Here is a 22,137-nt window from a genome sequence, read left to right on the forward strand (position 1 = left end):
CCAATCAATTGACCCAAACGGGCTCGTCGCTTCCAATCAAGACCAAGAGAACATTCCCCGGCGAGGTTGTTGGAGAAGCTTCGATGCCTTCTGAATTTGATCGCCATCAAACCATGACTACCGCCCGAACCTGCCCACGACTGAAACGCCTGACGACGGTGATCGCGGGTCGGGAGAGACATTTCCATTGAGCGATCCACAACCGGAACCCAAACCACTGGTCGTCGGCGTGGGAGCAGGCGCGGGGGGAATCGAAGCCTTACAAGAATTCTTGGCGTCATTGGGTGACTCACCCAATTTGGCGGTGGTCTTCGTCACTCACAACACGTCGGAACTGCATTCACCCCAGGCCGCTCAACTGGCGAGCGCAACGCCACTGAAAATCGTCGAGCTGAAATCTCGCAAGCTTCTCAAACCCAACACGGTCTACCTCTGTCCCCCCAGCAGCCTGCTCACCATCAGCAGCGGGTCCCGGTTGGTACTGAATCAAGCCACCGAAGCGGCCTCCTCGACACCGATTGACCACTTTTTTCATTCCATTGCGGACACGCAAGGCGAGCAGGGTGTTGGTGTGATTTTGTCGGGCATGGGCACCGATGGAACGCTGGGTTTGAAATCCATCAGCGACGCGGGAGGAATGACGTTCGCCCAAACCTCCGGTTCCGCGGAGTTTGATTCGATGCCGCGTAACGCCGCGACGACCGGCGTTGCTGATCACGTGCTGCCACCAGAAGAAATTGCTCATGAACTGAAGGACTACGTTCGCTACTTGAAACAACAGTCGAACGAGTTGGCCAGTGGATCGATGCTCGAACAAATCGAACAATCCATCCCCGAAGTCGCGGAGATCCTATACAGCGCGACAAAACACAATTTCCGGCACTACAAAACCGGCACGCTGACTCGACGTATCCTGCGGCGAATGCAAGTTCTGCAACTCCCTCACATCTCGCAATACGTCACGCGGATGCGTGACGATCAGGAAGAGACACAGAATCTTTTTCGCGAATTGTTGATTGGGGTCACCGAATTCTTTCGAGACCCTGAATCATTCGCCAGACTCGCCAGCGAGGTGATTCCCAAAATTTTCGAGGGACGGCCAGCGAACGATCCGGTCCGAATCTGGGTCCCCGGATGTGCGACCGGTGAGGAAGCCTACACCGTTGCAATCCTGTGCCATGAATATTTGGATCGTCTCCAAACACAAAATGGCGACAAGCTTTCCAAGGCATCGCTCCCCTCGTTTCAAATCATCGCCAGCGACATCGATGAGCACGCCTTGGCGATTGCGAGACAAGGTGTCTACCCGCTCGGAATCAGCGAAAACGTTTCCGAGGAGAGGCTGAAACGATTCTTTGTCAAACGCGGAAAGCGATTTCACGTCAAAAGGAATCTGCGTGAATCCATCCTCTTCTCACTGCACAACCTCATCAGCGACGCCCCGTTCTCGCGGCAGGATTTGATTTCATGCCGAAACCTGCTGATCTATTTGGGGCCACACCTGCAGAAGAAACTCGTCCCGCTGTTTCACTACTCTTTGCGACCCAACGGTTACCTGTTTCTCGGACCAAGCGAATCCATTTCAACTCACGGTGAATTGTTCCGCAACGTCGACACGAATCACCGAATCAACCAACGCAAGGGAACCGCAACCGTTGTCGCAGCGGGCGACTCTCGCGGTTTCCTCAGTTCCATCGAAGCCGCCCGGCCCGCGGCAATTGTTCCCGAAATCGACGACAACCAAGAGATTCATCAGGTACTGCAACGAGTCACCCTGGATGAGTTCGCTCCGAAATCGCTGGTCGTGGACATCGACGGTCAAATCGTTTGTTCGCTGTCCGACACCAGTCCGTATCTGTCCAGCGGCGAAGGTTTGTTTCAAAACAATCTGATCGCAATGGCCCGTCGCGGACTGCGAATCGGCATTCGAACCGCATTCGCGGAAGCCAAACGCGAGCGCCGTCGAGTCGTCCGCGATAATCTGTCGGTTCCTTGTGAAGAGGGCCATCAACGCGTGAAGCTGACGATTCAGCCGATGATGGGGCTGGGACACGAAGCCGATCTATTCATGGTGGTTTTTCAGGATTTCGGGCCCCCGACCCCTGCAAGGGAGGGTTCGAAGGGTGAATCATCAGCCCCTAACTCTTCCAACGTTCCTGACGAAGATTCGCAACGGCTGATTGAACAACTTGAATGCGAACTGGCCGCGACTCGGGAGGATCTTCAACGCTCGGTGCAGGAAATGGAGGCCGCCAACGAAGAACTGAAATCGTCCTACGACGAGATGCTAGCCATGAATCGTGGCTTGCAGACGGCCAACAACCACTTGGAGATTTCGAAGGAAGAGATCCGCAGCACCAGTGAGGCGGTTGCTCGCGCCAACGCCGACCTCGAAAACTTGCTGCGGAGCACGCGAATCGCAACCATCTTTTTGGACAACGACCTATCGATTCGAAGCTTCACCCCGGCTGCCACGGAAATTTACAGTTTGATTGCGACGGACGTGGGGCGGCCACTGACTCAAATCGTTCCCAATGTTCACAACATGCCACCGCTTCCGGAGCGGGATCAGTTGGTGCAAGAGGATGGCGTGGAGGACACCGTCCTGGCTCATTCAGGAAAGGCATTCATTCGTCGCGCTCTGCCCTATCGATCGCACTTGGGCGACCACGATGGCATCGTGCTGACGTTCACCGACGTGACACAGCTCCGTGAAAGCGAAGAGCTGTTTCAATCGCTCGTCCGCGCATCAGCACAAATTGTTTGGATCACAAACGCCAACGGAGTCGTTGAATCGGACTCACCGAGCTGGCGTGAATACACGGGGCAATCACTCGAAGATTGGATCAGCGACGGTTGGCTCGAGGTGATTCATCCCGATGACCGCGAATTGACCCAAAGTGTGTGGGCGGATGCGGTCGACAAAGGACATCCCGTGGTGATGGAATATCGTCTGCGAAGCCGACACGGCGATTACCGATGGTTCCAGGTTCGAACCGCGCCGCAACGTCGCCCTGATGGGACAGTCAACCGTTGGGTCGGTATGAACATCGACGTCCACGATCAAAAGCAAAGCCGTTTGGAACTCGCTGACCGCGAAGCTCACCTGCGTCGCGTGATCAACAATCAGCTCGGCTTGGTGGGCGTGATCGATCGCAACGGAATGTTGCTGGAAGTCGACGACCGTTCATTGGAGTACGCCAGGGTTCGTCGAAAAGACGTGATTGGCAAACCATTTCACGAAGCGCCGTGGTGGAGCTACGATCCTGACGTGGCGAGACAGATGCGAGACGCGATGCAGCGAGCGTTCCAAGGCGAGCCTGTTCGATACGACGTGTCGCTGTTCGCACATGGTGATGACGGGGTGATGATTGACTTCATGATCGCGCCGGTTTTCGATGACAACGGCAACATCGAGTACTTGATCCCTTCCGGCGTCGACATTCGCGACCGCAAGAAAGCGGAGCTCGAGCAGCAAGAAGTCGCTGTTCGATTGGAAGCCATCTTCAACACCGCGGTGGATGGAATCATCACGATCGATCGTCAAGGAATCATCAACTCAGTCAATGTTGCCGCGACAAAAATCTTTGGCTACGAAATCGATGAACTGATCGACAACAACATCAACATGCTGATGCCCGAACCGGAACACAGCGAACACGATGGCTACTTGCAGACTTACGAACAAACCGGCCAACGTCACATCATCGGCCATCAACGGCAAGTGACCGGGCGACGCAAAGATGGTTCCACCTTCGATCTGGATTTGTCTGTCAGTGAAACGTCCTTGTCGGGCGACCACAAGTATGTCGGCATCGCTCGCGATGTAAGCGATCGTGTTCGCTCAGAACAAGCCATCAAAAACGCTTCGCGACGAATGCAAATGGCGCTACGAGCCGGTGGGATGGCAGCTTGGGAATGGACCCCCAAGATAAGTTACTGGACCAAAGAGATGTACGAACTGTTTGGGCTGCCCGAAGACCAAGAAGCCAGTCCCGAGTTGTGTTTCTCGCTGACGCACCCCGATGATGTCGAAGCCTTGAAACGACACTGGCAAGACGCCACCGCGGGGAACGGCGAATACGAGCACGAGTTCCGAATCATTCGGCCCGACGGCGAGATGCGGTGGATCACCGGGATGGGTGAAGTCGTTCGCGGAAAGTCAGGCAAGATCACTCGCATGTACGGTGTGAACTGGGATTCCACTCAAGAACACATCCAGGCGGAAACCCTTCGTGAGAGCGAGCGACGCGCCAACGAAGCCAGTGCCTCCAAGAGTGCATTTCTGGCGAACATGTCACATGAGATTCGCACCCCCATGACCGCGATCCTGGGTTACGCCGAACTACTGGAAGATCTCATTCCGGACGAAGTGGGCCAGCACCACCTACAAACCATCCGCCGAAACGGCGATTATCTATTGGAGATCATCAATGACATTTTGGACCTCTCCAAGATCGAAGCCGGCAAACTCGACGTTGAAAATGAAGCGTTCGATCCGGCACACTTGATCGAAGACGTTCGCAGCATCATGGAAGTCCGCGCCACGGAAGCTGGCTTGGCTCTCACCGTCCACTACGGACAAAGGATTCCTTCCCGCATTCAATCCGATCCGAAACGTCTCAAACAAGTCCTGATCAACTTGGTCGGCAACGCGATCAAGTTCACTCCTGAAGGAAGCGTACGACTGGAGGTTCGCATGGAAACCAGCCCCGTTCGCCTATGCGTGGATGTGATCGACACGGGCATCGGCATCGCACCGGAGCAGCAAGAACAACTGTTCCAACCGTTCTCACAAGGCGATTCCAGCGTCAGCCGAACCTTTGGCGGTACAGGGCTGGGGTTGACGATCAGCCGGCGTCTGGCAGAGATGCTGGGCGGTAGCATTTCGTTTCAGAGTGAAGTCGGCCAAGGCAGCACGTTCACGCTGAGCATCACCCCCGGCGACTTAACCGATGTCCCATTGGTAGATCACTCGCAGCCAAGAGCAGAATCTGTCGACCGTGTGGACGAGTTGCCTATCAAGCAGATTCAATTGGACTGCTACGCGTTGGTGGTGGACGACCGTCGCGACATCCGCTTTCTCAGTCGTCATATTCTGACCAAGGCAGGTGCAACGGTGGAAGAGTGTTCCGATGGCCAACAGGCGGTCAACAAGATCATGGAGGACATGAAAATGGGTCACTGCCCCAACGTCATCATCCTCGACATGCAAATGCCGAATTTGGACGGTTACGCAACCGCGAAGAAGCTTCGACAACTTGGCTACGATGCTCCCATCATCGCCCTGACCGCCGACGCGATGCAGGGCGACATGAACCTGTGTTTGCAGGCGGGCTGCAATGACTACCTCAGCAAACCCATCGACGCGGCCAAGCTTCTTCAGTTGGTCAGTGAATTAACATGAGCGAACTGACCACCACAGAACAACAACTGCGACTGGCTTTGTCGATGTCGTCGATGGGCGTGATTCACATCGACTACGAAACCGGACTGGCATCCGCCGATCAACAAGCCGCCCGGCTATTCGATTTGCCACCCGGCGAACAAGTCGATCGGGAAACCGTTCACGCCAAATTCCATCCTGACGATGCTCCCGCTATCAATCGGCACGTCGCCGAATCACTGGACCCAAATGGTGCTGGTGAATTTTCAATGGAACATCGGATCCTCCGTCAAAATGGAGAAGTGCGTTGGCTTAGCATCCGAAAGAAGGTCGTCTTCGAAGAACGCGATGGAAAGCGAGTCCCGGTTTCCTCGCTGCTCGCCGCCGTCGATATCACTCACAAAAAGAATGCCGAGGACAATCTCAAACGATCACAAGAAACGTTTGAGAAGCTGGTTCAAAACAGCCCGTTTGGGATCTACGTCGTGGATGACACGTTGTCGATGCGTTACGTCAGCCGCGGTGCTCGTGAAGTTTTCTCCCAATTCGACCCCATCGAAGGTCACGACTTCCGCGAGATCATGTTCACGATCTGGCGGGAGGAATTCGCCGCGGAAATTGTGGAACACTTCCGCCATACCCTTCAGACCGGCGAACCCTATCGAGCGCCCGCTTTTGTCGAAAATCGTCACGACACCGACCAAGTCGAATCGTACGAATGGGAAATCGAACGAACAACACTTCCAGATGGCAAATTCGGTGTGGTTTGCTATTTCTACGATGCCACCGAACACGAACAGGTCGCAGAGTCCATCCGCCGTCGAGAACAGTACTTTCGTGAGATGACGGACGCTGCCCCAGCGATGCTCTGGGTCACCGATCCAAACCATTCCTGCACTTTTTTGTCGCTTGGCTGGCAAGACTACACCGGTCAGTCTCAAGCCGAAGGCACGGGAACCGGATGGTTGGACATGGTCCATCCTGACGATCGAGACGATGCCTACCGGACCATCCTCTCGGCGCTCAACAAACGCGAGCCATTCGAACACGACTTCCGACTTCGGAACGCAAACGGAAGCTATCGCTGGGCGATCGATTCAGGACGCCCCAAGTTCAATGCCCAGGGACAGTTCGAGGGCTACATCGGAAGTGTGATCGATGTTCATGATCGTCATCTCGCGGAAGAATCCCTGCGTCAACGAGCCACCGACATTGAAGCCAGCGAGAGTCGATTGCGTTTGGCGGCGGAGACGACCGGCTTTGGAACCTATGACATCACAACCGCAGATTCACAAGAAGTCTGGTCCGACGAGTTGTTTCGCATCCTTGGCCTGATGCCGGACGGCATTGCCGATCAAAGTCGTTACGAGTCATTGGTGCATCCGGAAGATCGCGATCAATTCCGAGAGACTTTGAACCGATCCATGACAACGGAAGGGCCCGATCGGCATTCCATCGAGTTCCGGATCATTCGCCCCGATGGCGAAACTCGCTGGCTCGTCGATACCGGACGCGCGCTCCGGGAAGGTGTCGGTCAACATCGTCGTGTCGTCCGCCGCATCGGCACGGTCCAAGACATCACCGATCGCAAGGTGTTCGAACAATCCCTGCAACGTGCCAAACACACCGCGGAAATGGCCAATCGTTCGCGAGGCGAATTCCTGGCCAACATGTCGCACGAAATCCGAACGCCCATGTCGGCGATTCTTGGTCACGCTGACATTCTCAACGACCACCTGCAAGATCCCGACAACTTGTTGGTGGTGGAAACGATTCGTCGCAACGGGAACTTTTTGCTGGCAATCATCAATGACATCCTGGACTTGTCGAAGATTGACGCCGGCAAGATGGACCTGCAAAAGCAACCCGTCCGGCCTGACTCGATCGTGGGCGACATTCGCTCGCTGATGGATGTCCGCGCGGCAGAAAAGGACTTGCCGTTGAAAGTCGAATTCGCGGGCCCCGTTCCGGAAACCATTCGCACCGATGCCGTTCGGCTGCGACAAATCCTGTTGAATCTGGTTGGCAATGCCATCAAATTCACCAGCGATGGAGAAGTGCGACTGCACGTCCGGTATGACCAGCGATCCCAGTTGCTGAACTTCGATGTGATCGACACGGGCGTCGGCATTCCGCCGGAGAAACTGGATTCGCTGTTTGAACCATTCACGCAGGTCGACAACACCTCGACTCGTTCCCATGGTGGCACCGGGTTGGGGCTGACAATTTGTCGTCGATTGTCGCAGGCACTGGGTGGACAGATCGACGTCTCCAGCCAACCCGGCAAAGGCAGTCGATTCACGCTGTGCTTGAAAGTGGATGCCAGCGGAAAATTGATCCAACCCAACTTGAACAGCCTGCCGACACAAGAAGTCCCCGCCCCAGAAATTCGTTTGTCGGCCCGCGTGCTGGTGGTCGATGATCGTCGCGACATCCGTTACTTGGCTCAGCACTTCATCGAGAAAGCTGGCAGCACCGTCTACACCGCCACCAATGGCCAGGAGGCGGTCGACTTCATCGAATCGCCCGACTCGCCGCCTGTCGACCTGATTGTCATGGACATGCAAATGCCCGTCATGGACGGCTACGAAGCCACCGCGGAACTCCGGCGGCGGAATTGCAAGCTGCCAATCATCGCTCTGACCGCCAACGCGATGAAGAGCGACCGGGAAGAATGCTTGGCCGCAGGTTGCACGGACTACACCACCAAACCGCTTGATCAACAAAAGTTGATCCAAATGATCGCCCACCTGACGGTCTGACTTGCGTTTGCGAACCCGATCCAAAAAGTTCGCATCAACCGAAATTTCGGAAAAGTTGACTCAAACGATCAAACTGCCACCGAAGCGACGGTCGATATGCGGAAGGAACGTCCTTCTTGCATGGAGCGAAAGATCAAGTGCGAATCGACACCCGCCCCTCCAGCGTGATGACACTCGAAGACCATCGTCGAAGCGCCAACCAAAACGTGCAGAACGTTTTCAGCGAAGTGCTGGAGAACTTCGGCCGCGAAAGTTACGCCAGCGCGGAGCCGGTCAGCACCGAAACACCACTCCAATCCCAGATCGAACAATCGTGGACCCATTGGTACCGAGTCGAACAACTGGGGCGTTATCAAGGCCAAGAGGATGCGGCGGCTCTCGGCGAATCCTTCGCGGGGGTACTGTCCAAAGCATACGACGAAGGCGGCTATGCCACGCCGAAAGAGTTCCTCCGTGGATTGCCGGCCGAAGAACTGGAGACCGTCCAGACGATTCACCGTTTGGCAGATCCCATCCAGGTTGAATCGCTGAGCGAGGAAGGGGCCCTGAATCTGTTGGTGCCGCCAGCGGCGCAGGTCGACCTCAACCGTGACGGCATCACCCAGTCGGGAAAATCCAACGGCATCCGCTTTCCGGATAGCACGACATCGCCGGAGGTGACAGAAGCTTGGCAGGAAGCAACCGCGGGCATGTCTTGGGGCGAACGAGCGATTTATGAACTGCGGATGAAACTTCCTGTGTTGACAGCGAATTTCATCGTCAATGGCGACGGTCAGATCACCGGCCAGCGAGAGCCTGGCGATCCGAATTGGGTCAACCCGATGGAAGATCCCGAGTTTTCCTTTGTCGAAGAAACCGAGCGCTGGATCGAGTACTTGGACTACTTCCAGAACCAAATGGATCCGGACGTGTACGCCAAAGATCGCAGCTTCTTTGAAACGTTTCAGCAAAAGCTGATCGCACACGGTGCTGCCTGATCGAATCCCGGCACAGAAGGCTCGCAGGCGTCGCCTTGGGGTGTGAAACGCCAGTGGGAAACCGACGTGTTTCACCCCCATGGTTGGCACGGCGACCCATCGACGTGGACTGGAGATCGCCGCCGTCCAAGGCTCTCTTTTCTCAAAGCAAAATCCAACCTTTTTGCAAACTTGATTGAAGTTTGGAGGCAGAGTCGGATTCGCCTTGTGGCACCCGCGGAAGCATTGGTAGAGACGGGAAGATCTTGTTTCTCGTGCCACGGATATGGCTGCTCATGCCGTTTCGATTCTACCGCTGCGATTTTTCGAAGCACCGCTTTTTGGCGGTCTTGGTTTGCTGCTTGGCGTTTGCCCTCTCGTCCACCGATCTCCACGCCCAAATGGGTGGAGGAATGGGCGGAGGCCAAGCTCAAGCACCTGCTGCCGTAACCAAACCCAAATTTCGTGATCACATCCACAACCGCGACGGCATGGCACTGCGCCGGGAAGAGGGCGATGCGATCGTGGGCGAAGTCCGCTTGGTTGGCAACCAAGTCATCAGCTCCGCGGATATCCTGGCAGAACTGCAAACCCGCAAGGGTCGCTTCTACAGCGAGGAAACCGTTCTGTCGGACGTCGGTCGCTTGAACGACATGGGATCCTTCGATCACGTCACCTTCGAGACGGAAGAACGGATCGCCGCCGTCCCAGGATCAAGCACCAAACAAAGCCAGAAAATTGTGCTGGTCACGTTTTATGTTCGCGAACGAGCGATGGTGTCGCAGGTCATCTACCACGGCAATTACCGAATGAATGACCGGGAATTGGCAGGACGTTCCGGAATCACTGCGGGCGATCCGCTGAGCGAGTTCGCCATTGAAACCGGTAAACGACGTTTGATCGATTACTACCACGAAGAAGGCTTCAACCAGGCCTCCATCACCGCGTCCATTGGATTGCCGGATGATTCCAATGCCGTCGTCTTTCGAATCAACGAAGGTCCGAAAGAACGCATCCACGACATTCGCATTGAAGGGGCCTCGATCGTCAGCGAATCACGCTTGAAAAAGGTCATTCAAAGTCGCGGTCCGATGATGGGCTTCATGAGCTATGTCGGCAACGTGGCAGACATGCAAAAGATCGATGCCGACGTCGATGTGTTGGCATCCTACTATCACAACCTGGGATTCCTGACTGCCACCGTTGGACGCCGAATCGAATACGACCACACCGGCACATGGATGACGATCACATTCGTGGTCAACGAAGGCCCGAGGTTCACGATTGGCGATGTCCAAATCGTTGGCAATGAATTTGTCACCGAGGAATCACTGCGACGACGACTGGAATTGAAAGCCAACGATGTCTTCAGTGGCACCACGATGCGTAAAGACATTGGCGAGATTGTCTACGGCTATGGCGAACTCGGGTTTATCTACGCCGAAGTCAACCCCAAGACGATCATGCGAGATGAAAACGGAATCGTCGATTTGGTCTATGAAATCACCGAAGGCGATCGCTGGAAGGTCAACAGCATTCGAGTTGAAATCGATGGGGAGCCGCACCTGATGCGAGAAACCACGATGCTGAATTTGATCGAGATTCAAGAAGGTGACTACATCGATCGCCGCGACTTAGAAACCGGACGCAACCGGATCGAACGCAGCCAACTGCTTGAAACCAATCCCACGATTGCCGCTCCGCCGGACATCATCGTGAAGCCATTGGAGGAATCGCTGAGATGAACTCCAAGCCCACACTGAATTCACTCCCGCTCAAGTCCCGCTTCAAGTCATGGATGCGTGCTGTGACCCAATCTTCCGAATCAGATTCTTCGCCCGCGTCGAAGCATCACACAGCACCGCGCTGGTTGCATGAACTGAACCGCTCGCTGTGGGCTCGCGTCTCAGCGTCCGCGTTGCTTGCCCTGTCATCCAGCGTCATTGCATCGACACAAAGTTCGGCTCAAACGGCTTACCCTTCACCACCGCCACCGTCGGCCTACGCCGCACCGCCCTCGCTGCAAGGTACCACGCCCGCACCCAACAATTCGACCTACGGTCAATCCGTTTATGGTGGCCCGTCAACTTACGGTGCCCCAGGAACCGGTGCTCCCGCGACCACTGCGCCAGCCCCCTCGGCTGCCAATCCCTACGCCGCACCGACCTATGGCGGAACCGGCATGGCTCCTTCTACGACCGTTCCCAACGGTGCGTATCAAGGCGGGACTTTGCCGGGGCCATTGCAAGGCAGCTTTCCTTCATCGCCCAACTTGGCACCTCCCGTCGTCAATCAACCCACCGTTCGTGAAGCGGACTTGATCATTCAAGGTTATCCCGCTCGCACCGGGCGATTGATGTTCGGTGGTGCGGTCAACAGTGACGCCGGTGTCACCGGGCAAATCACCGTCGATGAACGCAACTTTGACATCAGCCGTTGGCCCAGCTCGTTTGGCGATTTGTTCAGCGGAACCGCGTTCCGTGGTGCCGGGCAAACGTTCCGATTGGAAGCGGCTCCCGGCAGCGATTACCAACGCTATACCATGCAGTTCGCCGACCCGAACCTGCTGGGTTACTTGCCGATCAGCATGTCGCTGAGTGGTTTCTTGTACGACCGAACCTTTGACGACTGGGACGAGAACCGATTGGGCGGCCGCGCCAGTTTTGGCTATCGCGTCACACCTGACCTTTCGCTTTCGCTCGGCATCAGCGGACAAAACGTTGAGATCACCGACCCGCGAGTCAACACGGTGCCGGAACTGAATGCAGTGCTCGGCGACAACGCTCTGTTCAGTGGAATGGCGTCCCTGATTCACGACACTCGCAACAGCCCATTGCAACCCAGCCGTGGTCATTACTTCGAATTGAGTTTCGAACAAACCTTCGGTGACTACGAGTACTCGACCTTCGAAGCTGAATACCGCAATTACTGGCTGCTTCGCGAACGAGCCGATGGTTCGGGAAAACAAACCCTTTCCTACAGCGTCCAACTCGGATTCAGCGACGACGAAACACCGATCTTCGAGAACTACTTTGCCGGTGGCTACGCCACGATTCGCGGCTTCGATTTCCGTGGTGCCAGCCCGGTCACCAACGGAGTGGAAGTGGGTGGTCGGTTCCAGTGGCTCAACTCCGTCGAATACATGTTCCCTTTGACCGCCGACGACGCTTTTCGCGGTGTCGCATTTGTTGACTTCGGAACGGTCGAGCAAGACGTCGAGATTGACACCGATAACTTTCGCGTCGCACCTGGCTTTGGCCTTCGCGTCGCGATCCCGATGCTCGGCCCCGCTCCACTGGCATTCGACTTTGCGTTCCCAGTGGCAATGGCTGACACGGACGACGAACGAATGTTCAGCTTCTACATGAGTGCGATTCGCTGATCAAAGGTGAGCCTTTGCGGTTCACGTGGAGGAAGCCGCGGCTTTTTCTTCGGCCGCACTGGGCCGGTAATACTTCGGCAACACGGTCATCGGATCGGTCGTCTGCCCGGTCACAAATTTCCGGTGGGCCAGAATCGCCAAAGCGGAAGCCAACGTTTGCTTTCGCCCGCGCAAGTTCAGGTGATCCGTCGGAAGCCCCGTTCTGATCGCGTCTCCCGTGGCCCAAGTTCCTGCCTCGGCTGATTCCAACGCTTCCAACCATTCCGTTCGACTGAGCAAGTCAATCGGCCCATCGGATTTCCATCCCGAATCGGTCGCTTGGAACCGACCAACAAATGTTTGCCCGCGATAGGCATCCAAACCGACCAACAACGATTGGCCAGTCGACGGTCGTTCATCCGGTTGAGAATCTTTTTCAACGGAGTCGGTCGGCAACACCGCAGCCGCCAAAACCGACAGGGAATCCAACGTCACCACCGGAATTCCCCAGGCGTACGCCAACGTTTTCGCAGTGGCCGCGGCAAATCGCAAACCCGTGAACGATCCAGGCCCATCGGCGACCGCAATGTAGTGTGGCCGATCGGCACCGGCACGAAACACCGTTCCCGCTGAGATGGGCTCGGGTTGTTGCTTGTCGGAATCAATTGACTTCAGCAACGTTTGCAAAGTCGGCGCTAAACTTGCGGCGGCCCGCACATCGCGGGGCAATTCGATCGTCTCCACCACCTCGCCAGCTTGGATCAACGCCACGGATCCTTCGCGGCCGATGACCTCCAGAGCCAATCCGGTGACTGGTCGCGGGCTGTCAGTTTCGGTCCGGGAATCCATGATCGAGAGCTCAGCAAGTAATTTGCGTGGGATTGTCGTGCAAAATTGGTCCAGACTACAATGACACTCGGCAGGTTTAGCATCCAGGTGAGGTGACCGAGGAATTTTGTGAAGCGAGCGTTGATCAGCGACATCCACGGGAACCTTGAAGCGCTGCAAGCGGTTCTGGAAGACATCGACAAAGTCGGGGTCCAAGAAGTCATATGCCTGGGCGATATCATCGGATATGGGCCCAATCCATGTGAGTGCCTGGATTTGGTGATGCGACGATGCAAACACACCATTTTGGGCAACCACGATCAAGCGGCCCTGTTTGATCCCGATGGTTTCAATCCGATGGCGTTGCGTGCGATCTACTGGACTCGCGACGAGCTGGACAGTGGCAAAGGCGGCCCCTCCCAAATGAACGCCCGCTGGGATTTCCTGGGTGAATTGCCGCGATACATTGATGACGGCGAATTCAAATTTGTTCATGGCTCGCCTCGCGACCCGACCAACGAATACGTCTTCCCGGAGTACATGTACGACGCTCGCAAGATGGAAATCTTGTTTGGGAAAGTCGAAAAATACTGCTTCATGGGACACACGCACCTGCCGGGTGTGTTCACCACGGAATGCGAATTCATCACGCCGGATGAGTGCGATCACACGTACGCGTTGGGCAACAACAAACTGATGATCAACGTTGGCAGCGTGGGTCAGCCGCGTGACGAAAACAATCAATCGTGCTACGCGATCTTAGACAGCGATGCCAAAACGCTGGCCTACCGCCGAGTGGAATACGATTTCGAAAAGACGGCTGAAAAGATTTACGCACAACCCGATCTGGACAACGCCCTTGGCGATCGGCTGAAACGAGGACATTGATCGGGTGACACGTACAGCCATTCTTAGCGACATCCACGGAAACCTCTCCGCACTCGAAGCCGTCCTCGCTGATGTCGAATCGCAAAAGGTCGATCGCATCGTCTGCTTAGGCGACGTGGTGGGTTACGGCCCGGAACCCTGTGCGTGCCTGGACACCGTCATGGGGTTCGATTTCTGCGTGCTCGGCAACCACGACAGCAGTTCGCTGTTCGATCCCGAAGGATTCAACGTCGCGGCTGAACAGGCGATTTTCTGGACCCGCAGCCAACTCGAAGCCACCGGCGACGACCCCGGCGCCAGCCGCAAGCGGATTGAATACCTGTGTGCGTTGCCGCGAACCGTTCGTGAAGACCATTGGTTGTTCGTTCACGGTTCGCCACGTGGACCAACGAATGAATACGTCTTCCCCGAAGACGCCCAGAACACGAAGAAGATGGAAAAGCTGTTTTCGCTCGTCCCACGTGTTTGCTTCCAAGGCCACACGCACGTTCCGGGTGTGTTCACGATGGAACAGCGTTTCGTCCGTCCGGCAGACACCGGCACGGGATACTCGCTGGCTGACCCCAACGCGAAACTGATGATCAATGTCGGCAGTGTGGGCCAACCACGTGACGGCGACCCACGCAGTTGCTATGCGATCGTGGAACCCGATCTGGTGATGTTCCGCCGTGTCGAATACGACATCGAACGAACTGTCCAAGCCATTGAGAAAGAAGCCGAGCTGGACAATTTCCTTGGCTACCGGCTGCGCGAAGGCCGCTGAGAAAACCGATTCCGCACCCGACTCTCAATCATCGGGTGGCATCGCAATGAACGAAGGTGCCATCGCGATTTAGACGCGGACGTCGATGTGGCCGTTGGCGAGTTGCTTTTGCACGTCAACCACCTCCGCGACCATCTGAACAATCGCATCGCCGGTTTGCTTTTGAACGTCTAGGTTCTGCCCCAACAACGCGACATCAATTTGCGTTTGAGTCGCATCTTGGCGAGCTTGCAGAACCTGCTGAACGGCTGGAGGGATCGCACTCATGGTCAAACTCACAAAAAGGTTTGCACGTCGCATCGAACCAGGCACACCCTCGTCCGACACGCAAACCTACGTCATCTTTCGGCCCCCCCGCCGCAATCCTCCCGGCGGGGTCACGGAAACACTGCGGAACTGCAACCTCACTCACCATTGATTCCGATTGTATGGATCGCAACGCCTGAGTGCCCCCAAGAAGCACGCTCCCTGGATCAGTTGCCTTGCAAGATCGCCGGAATCGGCTTGCCCGCCAGTTCATCCATGATGCCCTGGCTGCGTTCTTGCGCGTTGAGAACCTCCATCTTGCCAACAAACAGCATCACTTCGCCGCCTTCCGGAATGGCTTCCTGAATCAACTTGCCGGCGGCGCGCCCGGCCAAGTAGTTGCTTGTCCCGAGATAGAACTTTCGCCGAGAAGCCGGTGCATCGCTGTCTTGGCAGATCACCGTGGTGGCTTCGCAGGCTTCATTGATCATGCCCACCTGATTTTCAGGATCGATCGGGCTGATCGCGATCCCATCCACATTGGCAGCAACATTGGATTCCAAGAATCGTTTTTGCTCTTCGATGGAACCGCTCGATGGCATTTGCACATCAACTTCACACCCGAATTGTTCCGCCGCACGTTTGCATCCAGCGTCGGCCAATGTCCAAAACGGATCCAACGAATTGGTGATGTAAGCCACTCGAACTCCCGTTCCGTCGATCTGCTCATCGCCGGACAAGATCGGTCCTTCACCCGCCTTCATTGCTTCCACGTCCGCAGCGAATTCATTGACGTTCTCAAGCGTGATCGAACGGTGAGGAATGATGATCATTCCCGACTCCGGCACATCAACTTCGCCGCCTTTGACAAGCGTTGTCAGCCACTGCACGCTGCGATATCCGAATGCGTAGGGTTGCTGCACCACCGTGCCATAAACGGACTGATCGCGGATTCCCGCCAAAGTGTCCGGGTGCTCGTCAAAACCCACGACCGCTACTTTCCCCATTGCATCGCTGCTTCGAAGCCCCGCCAGAATCATTGGCGTGTTCTGGCTCCACAACCCAACCAAGCAGGCCACATTGGGATGACGCAACAAAGTCGTCTCGGCATTCTCCTTCGCTTTCGAATTGTCCTGGTTGTCGGTCAGAATCCCCAGGACCGTGTAATCACCGCACTGACGCGGGAACCCCGATGCGTCTGCAGAAACCTCCGCCACCGCTTCGGAACCCGATTGCGATTGTTCTGAGGAACTGGAACCAGATTTGCTGCATCCAAACAGCAGAACCAAACCGAGACATCCCAACCAATAGCGAGCCATAACGACCATTCAAACAAAAGGACCAAAAGACGAAACGCCATAGTTTAGCAAAGTCCATTGGCTTCCACGAAACGGCCTGGAGGCCTGCTGTTGGGCGGCCCAAGGTTTGGCTGCCGGCGGAAATCCAAGTCAATTCGGACAAAGATTTGGCGGGAACCGTGACACGATCAGACATTTTCATCCCAGGACTTCGGCTTCGCCACCGCATAAAATTCAGTGAACTGCCGCTCAGTGAACCGCCACGCCGCCTGCTGCCCTTTCTTCTCCCCGCAAACCATTCAGGTGCAAAATGAACACGTCCGTCAAAACATCGATTCTGATTCAACGTCGCCTGCCGCTCTGGGCATCAACCAGCCTCGCTGTGCTGGCCGCCGTTGTTCTGGGTGCGTTCGTCTCTGCATCCGAAGCGTCCGCGCAAGGCTATCGCTATGGAATCCAAAGCAACGGGTTCAACCGTGGCGGGAGTGCCATCATCAGCCAACGAGGCGGGTTGCCACAGAACAACTACACCGCCCGCCGCCCGAGCGTCAGCAGCAACTCCAATCGCGGATCAGTGACGAATTACTACTACAACTACCCACGGCGATCTGCTTATCGCGGGTATGGCTACCGAGGGTACGGCTACGGGTATCGCGGGTATGGCTACGGTTTCGTCCCGGGATCGGTCAGCGGAACCGGATTGCAAATCGGCCCTGGAGGCGGGGTTCGTTTCAGCACGGGAACGTACTATGCCTTGCCCGGCTACTACGGCGTGCCGACCTACGGCTTCCGCTGAGGCGGGTTGCAACAGCAAAAGATCGCGAAATGGGAATGGTGGTGAAACGCCCTGAATTTGGCCGACAAACCAAGTTCTCGCCTCTTTTGGTTCGCCCTTTGCCTGCGAGTGGGCAGTGACCATAATGGCGTCCCACTTTCCCATCGCACCAGGATCTCCTCATGTCTCTCGCCGTTGAGTCCAAACCGGCCGTGGATCACCAAACCACTTACTTTCGCTGCATTTCAGGCTGCAGCGGAAAGCACTCGATCTTTGACGTGATCTACACCTGCCCAACCTGCGGCAGCCTGCTGGAGGTCTATCACGAGCGAGAACCTCTCAAAGAAAAAAATGCCTACCAGTGGCAACAATTGTTCGATTCCCGCGCCAGCACGTCCAAATGGCCGTTCGGCAGCGGCGTCTGGGGCATGCGAGAGTGGGTGGTTCCTTCCCTGGCCGACGAAAATGTGGTCAGCATGTTCGAGGGAAACACCAATTTGTTCTGGGCTGAACGACTCGGCGCACAACTCGGTGTGCCGGATTTGTGGATCAAACTCTGCGGCAACAGCCACACGGGCAGTTTCAAAGACTTGGGCATGACCGTCCTGGTCAGTGTCGTCAAGCAAATGATGGCCCAGGGCAGCAGCGTCAAAGCCGTCGCCTGCGCCAGCACCGGTGACACCAGCGCAGCTCTGGCCGCTTACGCCGCCTACGCGGGCATCCCCGCCATCATTTTCTTGCCCGCAGGAAAAGTCAGCACCGCGCAGTTGATCCAACCGGTCGCGAACGGTGCCCACGTGCTCGCCCTCGACACCGACTTCGATGGCTGCATGAAGATTGTCCAAGAAGTCACCAAGGACAATTCGATCTACCTCGCCAACTCCATGAACAGCCTTCGCATCGAAGGGCAAAAAACTGTCGGCATCGAATTGGTTCGCCAATTCGAGTGGGAAGTGCCAGACTGGATCATCATCCCAGTTGGCAACCTCGGAAACATCAGCGCTCTTTACAAGGGTTTCAAGCTGATGCTGGACCTGGGCCTGATCAACCGCATGCCGCGATTGGTCGCAGCCCAAGCCGAACGGGCCAACCCATTCTACGAGGCCTACAAAAACGGTTTCGCGGAAAAGGTCAGCGTCACCGCTCAGGATACCTTGGCGAACGCGATTCGGATCGGCGATCCAGTCAGCTACGCGAAAGCGGTCAAAGCCGTCCAAGAAACCAACGGGATCGTCGAGCAAGCATCGGAAAACGAGTTGGCCGAAGCGTCCGCGTCTGCTGACCTAACAGGCATGTTCACATGCCCCCACACCGGCGTCGCCTTGGCCGTGCTGAAGAAATTGATCGATCGAGGCGTGATTTCTTCCCAAGACAAAACGGTCGTGATCAGCACCGCGCACGGATTGAAGTTCACGGACTTCAAAGTCGGTTACCACGAATCAACGCTCGAGGGCATCGACAGCAAACATGCCAACCCAGCGGTTCACGTGCCCGCTGATGCGAGCGCTGTCAAAGATGAAATCGCACGGCGTTTGGAACAGCACAACCACTGATTCGCTGAAGCGAAGAAACGCCTGTGAAAGTTTCACTGGCAAACCACCACCTCTCTCCACGCTGGCATTGAACCTACACGGCGGTGGAGCGAGCGGTTTGCGTTCCCTGGCCGGCCATCGCGCCGGTTGTTCCCGCGTCCGTATTGTTCGTGGCTTGCTCCGGCGACCAAATCCGGAATTCGATTCCCATTCCATCTTCGGATGAGATATCGATCACCGCACTCCCGCTCGCTCGAGCGAGTCAGCGACGCACTTCATCCTATGAATTCCCTTCGAAGCAAACGCAGAAAAAGATGGTTCGCAGCAGCAGCGGTCTGCTTAGGCTTTGCAGTCGCATTGCTTCTTTGTGAATCCGGACTCCGCCTTTACGTCGCATCGAGAGGCTGGACACCGAACTGCTATGCGACGGGACTGACCTTCTTTGTCCCCGACGAAAACGCGGGACACACACTTCGCCCCAACTTGGTTCTGCGTTCGTCCGCCTACGACATCCAAACCAATTCGCTCGGCCTGCGCGGCGGCCCGGTCGAGAAACAGAAACCCGAGGACGTTTACCGAATCGCAGTCCTGGGCGGCTCCAGCGTGTTCGGCTACCTCGTTCCGGAAGGGCAAGACTCCTGCTGCCTGCTGGAAGAACTCCTCAACGAGTCGGGCGGATGGCATGGAAAGAAGGTCGAAGTGCTCAACGGCGGAGTGCCTGGGTTCAACATGACTCAGGTGCGACATCGCTACGAACAAACCATCGCCCCCTTGGATCCCGACTTGGTGATCCTTTATCTCGGCTGGAACGATTCCAAACTCGCGATTGCCAAGTCCCCTCAATCGATCAACCAAACCCCGCCGGCACCAAGCTGGACCAACCGACTGTTCGCGAAAAGCACGCTCTACGGACTGGTTCGATTCCGACTGTTTCCCGCGGCAGCACCCCAGTTTGCTCCGCCCGCCGATGCGTCCACCCAGATCACCACCGAAGGTGCCCAAGCATTCCGCAACGACCTCGAAGAACTGCTCGCTTCCATTCGCCAATCCGACGCGCAAGCCGTGATCAGCACTCAGTTGATGGCCGCCAATCCAGGCTGTGAAAATCTGGAACGCTACCTGGGCGAAACGCCTCCGCAAATCGAAACCAACCAAATGATCGGAAGGTGGATCACTCAAACGATGCGAGACGTTGCGGAAGCATCGGCAACACCACTGTTCGATGTCGCCAACGAAGTTCCCTGCCAACCCGACTTGCTCGGCGATGCGATTCACCTGACTCGGGAAGGCCACCGGCAAGTGGCCGTCGCCTGGGCAAACGACCTGGCCGCGATGCAGCCGTGAGAGTTGCTCCGCAGCGACCCCTCAGCAATGAACCACAGCCAAACAGTGAGCAGGAAAGAAGCGTCCGACAAGCCGGTGTCGGCGGCTCACAGGTTCCGCCCTAATCACTCCTACTTCACGACGGCCAGCACCCGCTCACTCATTCCCCCGCTCACTCATTCCCCCGCTCACTCAGGACGCAGCACAGGAAACAGGATCACGTCGCGGATGGATTTTTGGTTGGTCAGAACCATCACCAAGCGGTCGATGCCAATCCCCAATCCGCCCGCAGGCGGCATCCCGTAACGCAACGCGCGGACGAAGTCGTGGTCCATTTTGGCCATCGAGTCTTCGTCGTCCTGACCTTCGAGTTGAGTCTTGAACAACTCTTCTTGCAGATCGGGATCGTTCAGTTCGGTGTAAGCGTTGGCCAATTCCATCCCGCAAATGAACATCTCGAAACGCTCAGCGATCTCGGGGTTGTCCTTCTTGCGTTTGGTCAACGGGCAAATGCTGGCCGGATAGTCCGTCACGAAGATCGGGCCTTGCAGTGAATCCTCGACCTTCTCTTCGAAGATCTCGTTGCGGATCACATCGGGGTGTTTGCCTTCGATGGTCAGCTTCAGCCCCTTGGCGTATTCCTTGACCGCGTCTTCGTCGGCGGGATCGATGCCGGTGGCTTTTTGAAACAACTCCGCGTACGTCGCACGCTGGAACGGCGGCGTGAAGTCCAACATCGTGCCGTTGTATTCACGTTTGAATCCGCCGCCAATCTTTTCGATCGCGTCGCAGATGATCTTCTCCGTCAGATCCATCATGGATTCGTAGTTGCCGTACGCCTGATAGGTTTCCAGCATCGTGAACTCAGGGTTGTGCCGTGGCGACAGGCCTTCGTTGCGATAGACGCGTCCCAGTTCATAAACGCGTTCCATCCCACCGACCATCAATCGCTTGAGGTGCAGTTCCAACGCGATCCGCATGGTCAACTGCATGTCCAACGCGTTGTGGTGCGTTTCGAACGGACGAGCGGCGGCGCCACCGGGAACGGTGTGCAGCGTCGGGCCTTCGACTTCACAGAACCCTTGGTCGTCCAGCGTCGAGCGAATGCTTTTGATGATTTTGGTGCGATCGAGGAACGTTTGCATCACGCCATCGTTGAACGCCAAGTCGGCATACCGCATCCGTTGACGCAGGTCTTGATTGGTCATCCCGGCGTGCTTTTCCGGCGGGACTTCCAACATCTTCGTCAGCAAAGTCAGCTCTTCCGCGAACACGGTCAGCTCGCCCGTGTTGGTGCGGCCCAGTCGACCTTGAACGCCGATCAAATCGCCTAAGTCAAACAGCTTGGCCAGATCAAAGTTTTCCTCACCGACCTGCTTCTTGCCGACAAAGATCTGGATGTCGCCGGTCCAGTCGCGGATGTTCATGAAGATCAACTTGCCCGTCGGCCGAGACAGCAAAATCCGTCCGGCAACGCGAACGATTGGGCCGATCTCCTCGCCTGGGCCGTTGTCGGCTTTCCATTGGCGGTAGTCGACGTCTTCGCTTTCAACGTCAGGCAGGGCGATTGTCTCGCCTTCTTTTGGTTTCCACTGGATCTCTGGGATACGATCGCGGCACTCACTGACCAGCAAACGGTCGTCGAAACGCTGGCCCCAGGGATCAATTCCCTTGGCGGCGATTTCTTCCAGTTTGTGCCGACGAGCCGCGTGCGGGTCGGTCAAATCGAGGTCGTCGGCGTTGGAAGGCTTATCGGTCACGGCAAATGCACTTGCGAAGGTGGAAACAATCAATCGGGCTGACGATTGTGAATTTGCCGCCTCATTCACGCAAGGGAGCCGTTTTTCGCGAGCGCACCCGTTTTCGCGAGCGCATCAGCCACACTTGGGCTCTGGTTGAGAAGACGCCGCACCACTCCGTTTGGGCCGACATCAGCCGCCCGCGATTGGCCGCGTTTGCAAATTGCGAAAACGCCGGTTTGTGTTCTAATGAAGGGCTTGCCGTGAAAACGCACGAATT

Annotated in this window: 14 protein-coding genes; 10 read left to right on the plus strand and 4 right to left on the minus strand. The window is 56.3% G+C overall.

The genetic code is table 11. The annotated features are described in order from the left end of the window. Positions 1 to 187 precede the first annotated feature (187 nt). The 5 genes from ACF8AM_RS00980 (at position 188) to ACF8AM_RS01000 (ending at position 12,486) form a co-directional block, all read left to right on the plus strand. On the plus strand, positions 188 to 5,407 hold the full coding sequence (locus ACF8AM_RS00980) for a PAS domain S-box protein (RefSeq protein ID WP_392553833.1): 5,220 nt from the start codon (positions 188 to 190) through the stop codon (positions 5,405 to 5,407). Continuing rightward, positions 5,404 to 8,148: a PAS domain-containing protein gene (locus ACF8AM_RS00985; protein WP_392553834.1), complete on the plus strand. Its 2,745-nt coding sequence runs from the start codon at positions 5,404 to 5,406 to the stop codon at positions 8,146 to 8,148. Before ACF8AM_RS00980 ends, ACF8AM_RS00985 begins: the two co-directional genes overlap by 4 nt. 137 nt (positions 8,149 to 8,285) lie before the next feature. Then, on the plus strand, positions 8,286 to 9,125 hold the full coding sequence (locus tag ACF8AM_RS00990; protein WP_392553835.1) for a hypothetical protein: 840 nt from the start codon (positions 8,286 to 8,288) through the stop codon (positions 9,123 to 9,125). A 275-nt stretch (positions 9,126 to 9,400) separates the two neighbouring features. Then, entirely contained in the window at positions 9,401 to 10,849 is a 1,449-nt protein-coding gene (locus ACF8AM_RS00995; RefSeq protein WP_392553836.1) for an outer membrane protein assembly factor, read from the plus strand. Next, a complete protein-coding gene (locus ACF8AM_RS01000; protein WP_392553837.1) occupies positions 10,846 to 12,486 on the plus strand; it encodes an outer membrane protein assembly factor in 1,641 nt (546 codons plus the stop codon). Before ACF8AM_RS00995 ends, ACF8AM_RS01000 begins: the two co-directional genes overlap by 4 nt. A 21-nt stretch (positions 12,487 to 12,507) precedes the next feature. Here ACF8AM_RS01000 and tsaB read toward each other — a convergent pair whose 3' ends face one another. Then, a complete protein-coding gene (gene tsaB / locus ACF8AM_RS01005) occupies positions 12,508 to 13,314 on the minus strand; it encodes a tRNA (adenosine(37)-N6)-threonylcarbamoyltransferase complex dimerization subunit type 1 TsaB (RefSeq protein ID WP_392553838.1) in 807 nt (268 codons plus the stop codon). 108 nt (positions 13,315 to 13,422) lie between these two features. Here tsaB and ACF8AM_RS01010 point away from each other — a divergent pair, with 108 nt between their 5' ends. Beyond that, complete coding sequence (locus ACF8AM_RS01010) at positions 13,423 to 14,181, plus strand: metallophosphoesterase family protein (RefSeq protein WP_392553839.1); 759 nt, start codon at positions 13,423 to 13,425, stop codon at positions 14,179 to 14,181. A 4-nt stretch (positions 14,182 to 14,185) separates the two neighbouring features. Continuing rightward, entirely contained in the window at positions 14,186 to 14,944 is a 759-nt protein-coding gene (locus ACF8AM_RS01015; RefSeq protein WP_392553840.1) for a metallophosphoesterase family protein, read from the plus strand. Positions 14,945 to 15,013: 69 nt separating this feature from the next. Here the strand turns inward: ACF8AM_RS01015 and ACF8AM_RS01020 are convergent, their stop codons facing one another. Both ACF8AM_RS01020 and ACF8AM_RS01025 read right to left on the minus strand, forming a co-directional pair. Continuing rightward, positions 15,014 to 15,211, minus strand: coding sequence for a hypothetical protein (locus ACF8AM_RS01020; RefSeq protein WP_392553841.1), 198 nt, complete (start codon positions 15,209 to 15,211; stop codon positions 15,014 to 15,016). Between the two features lie 206 nt (positions 15,212 to 15,417). Then, positions 15,418 to 16,509, minus strand: coding sequence for a substrate-binding domain-containing protein (locus ACF8AM_RS01025; protein WP_392553842.1), 1,092 nt, complete (start codon positions 16,507 to 16,509; stop codon positions 15,418 to 15,420). A 289-nt stretch (positions 16,510 to 16,798) separates the two neighbouring features. Between ACF8AM_RS01025 and ACF8AM_RS01030 the strand changes: the two genes are divergently transcribed. The 3 genes from ACF8AM_RS01030 (at position 16,799) to ACF8AM_RS01040 (ending at position 20,139) form a co-directional block, all read left to right on the plus strand. Continuing rightward, the gene (locus ACF8AM_RS01030) at positions 16,799 to 17,284 is read left to right on the plus strand and encodes a hypothetical protein (RefSeq protein ID WP_392553843.1); all 486 of its coding nucleotides are present in this window, start codon (positions 16,799 to 16,801) and stop codon (positions 17,282 to 17,284) included. 161 nt (positions 17,285 to 17,445) lie between these two features. Next, the gene (gene thrC / locus ACF8AM_RS01035; RefSeq protein WP_392553844.1) at positions 17,446 to 18,816 is read left to right on the plus strand and encodes a threonine synthase; all 1,371 of its coding nucleotides are present in this window, start codon (positions 17,446 to 17,448) and stop codon (positions 18,814 to 18,816) included. A 336-nt stretch (positions 18,817 to 19,152) separates the two neighbouring features. Next, a complete protein-coding gene (locus tag ACF8AM_RS01040; protein ID WP_392553845.1) occupies positions 19,153 to 20,139 on the plus strand; it encodes an SGNH/GDSL hydrolase family protein in 987 nt (328 codons plus the stop codon). A gap of 167 nt (positions 20,140 to 20,306) precedes the next feature. On the opposite strand, the gene lysS is transcribed toward ACF8AM_RS01040, so the two are convergent. Next, the gene (gene lysS, locus ACF8AM_RS01045) at positions 20,307 to 21,878 is read right to left on the minus strand and encodes a lysine--tRNA ligase (RefSeq protein ID WP_392553846.1); all 1,572 of its coding nucleotides are present in this window, start codon (positions 21,876 to 21,878) and stop codon (positions 20,307 to 20,309) included. Positions 21,879 to 22,137: the final 259 nt, after the last annotated feature.

The organism is Rhodopirellula sp. JB055 (assembly GCF_043100905.1).
In the GTDB taxonomy this organism is placed as follows: Bacteria; Planctomycetota; Planctomycetia; order Pirellulales; family Pirellulaceae; genus Rhodopirellula.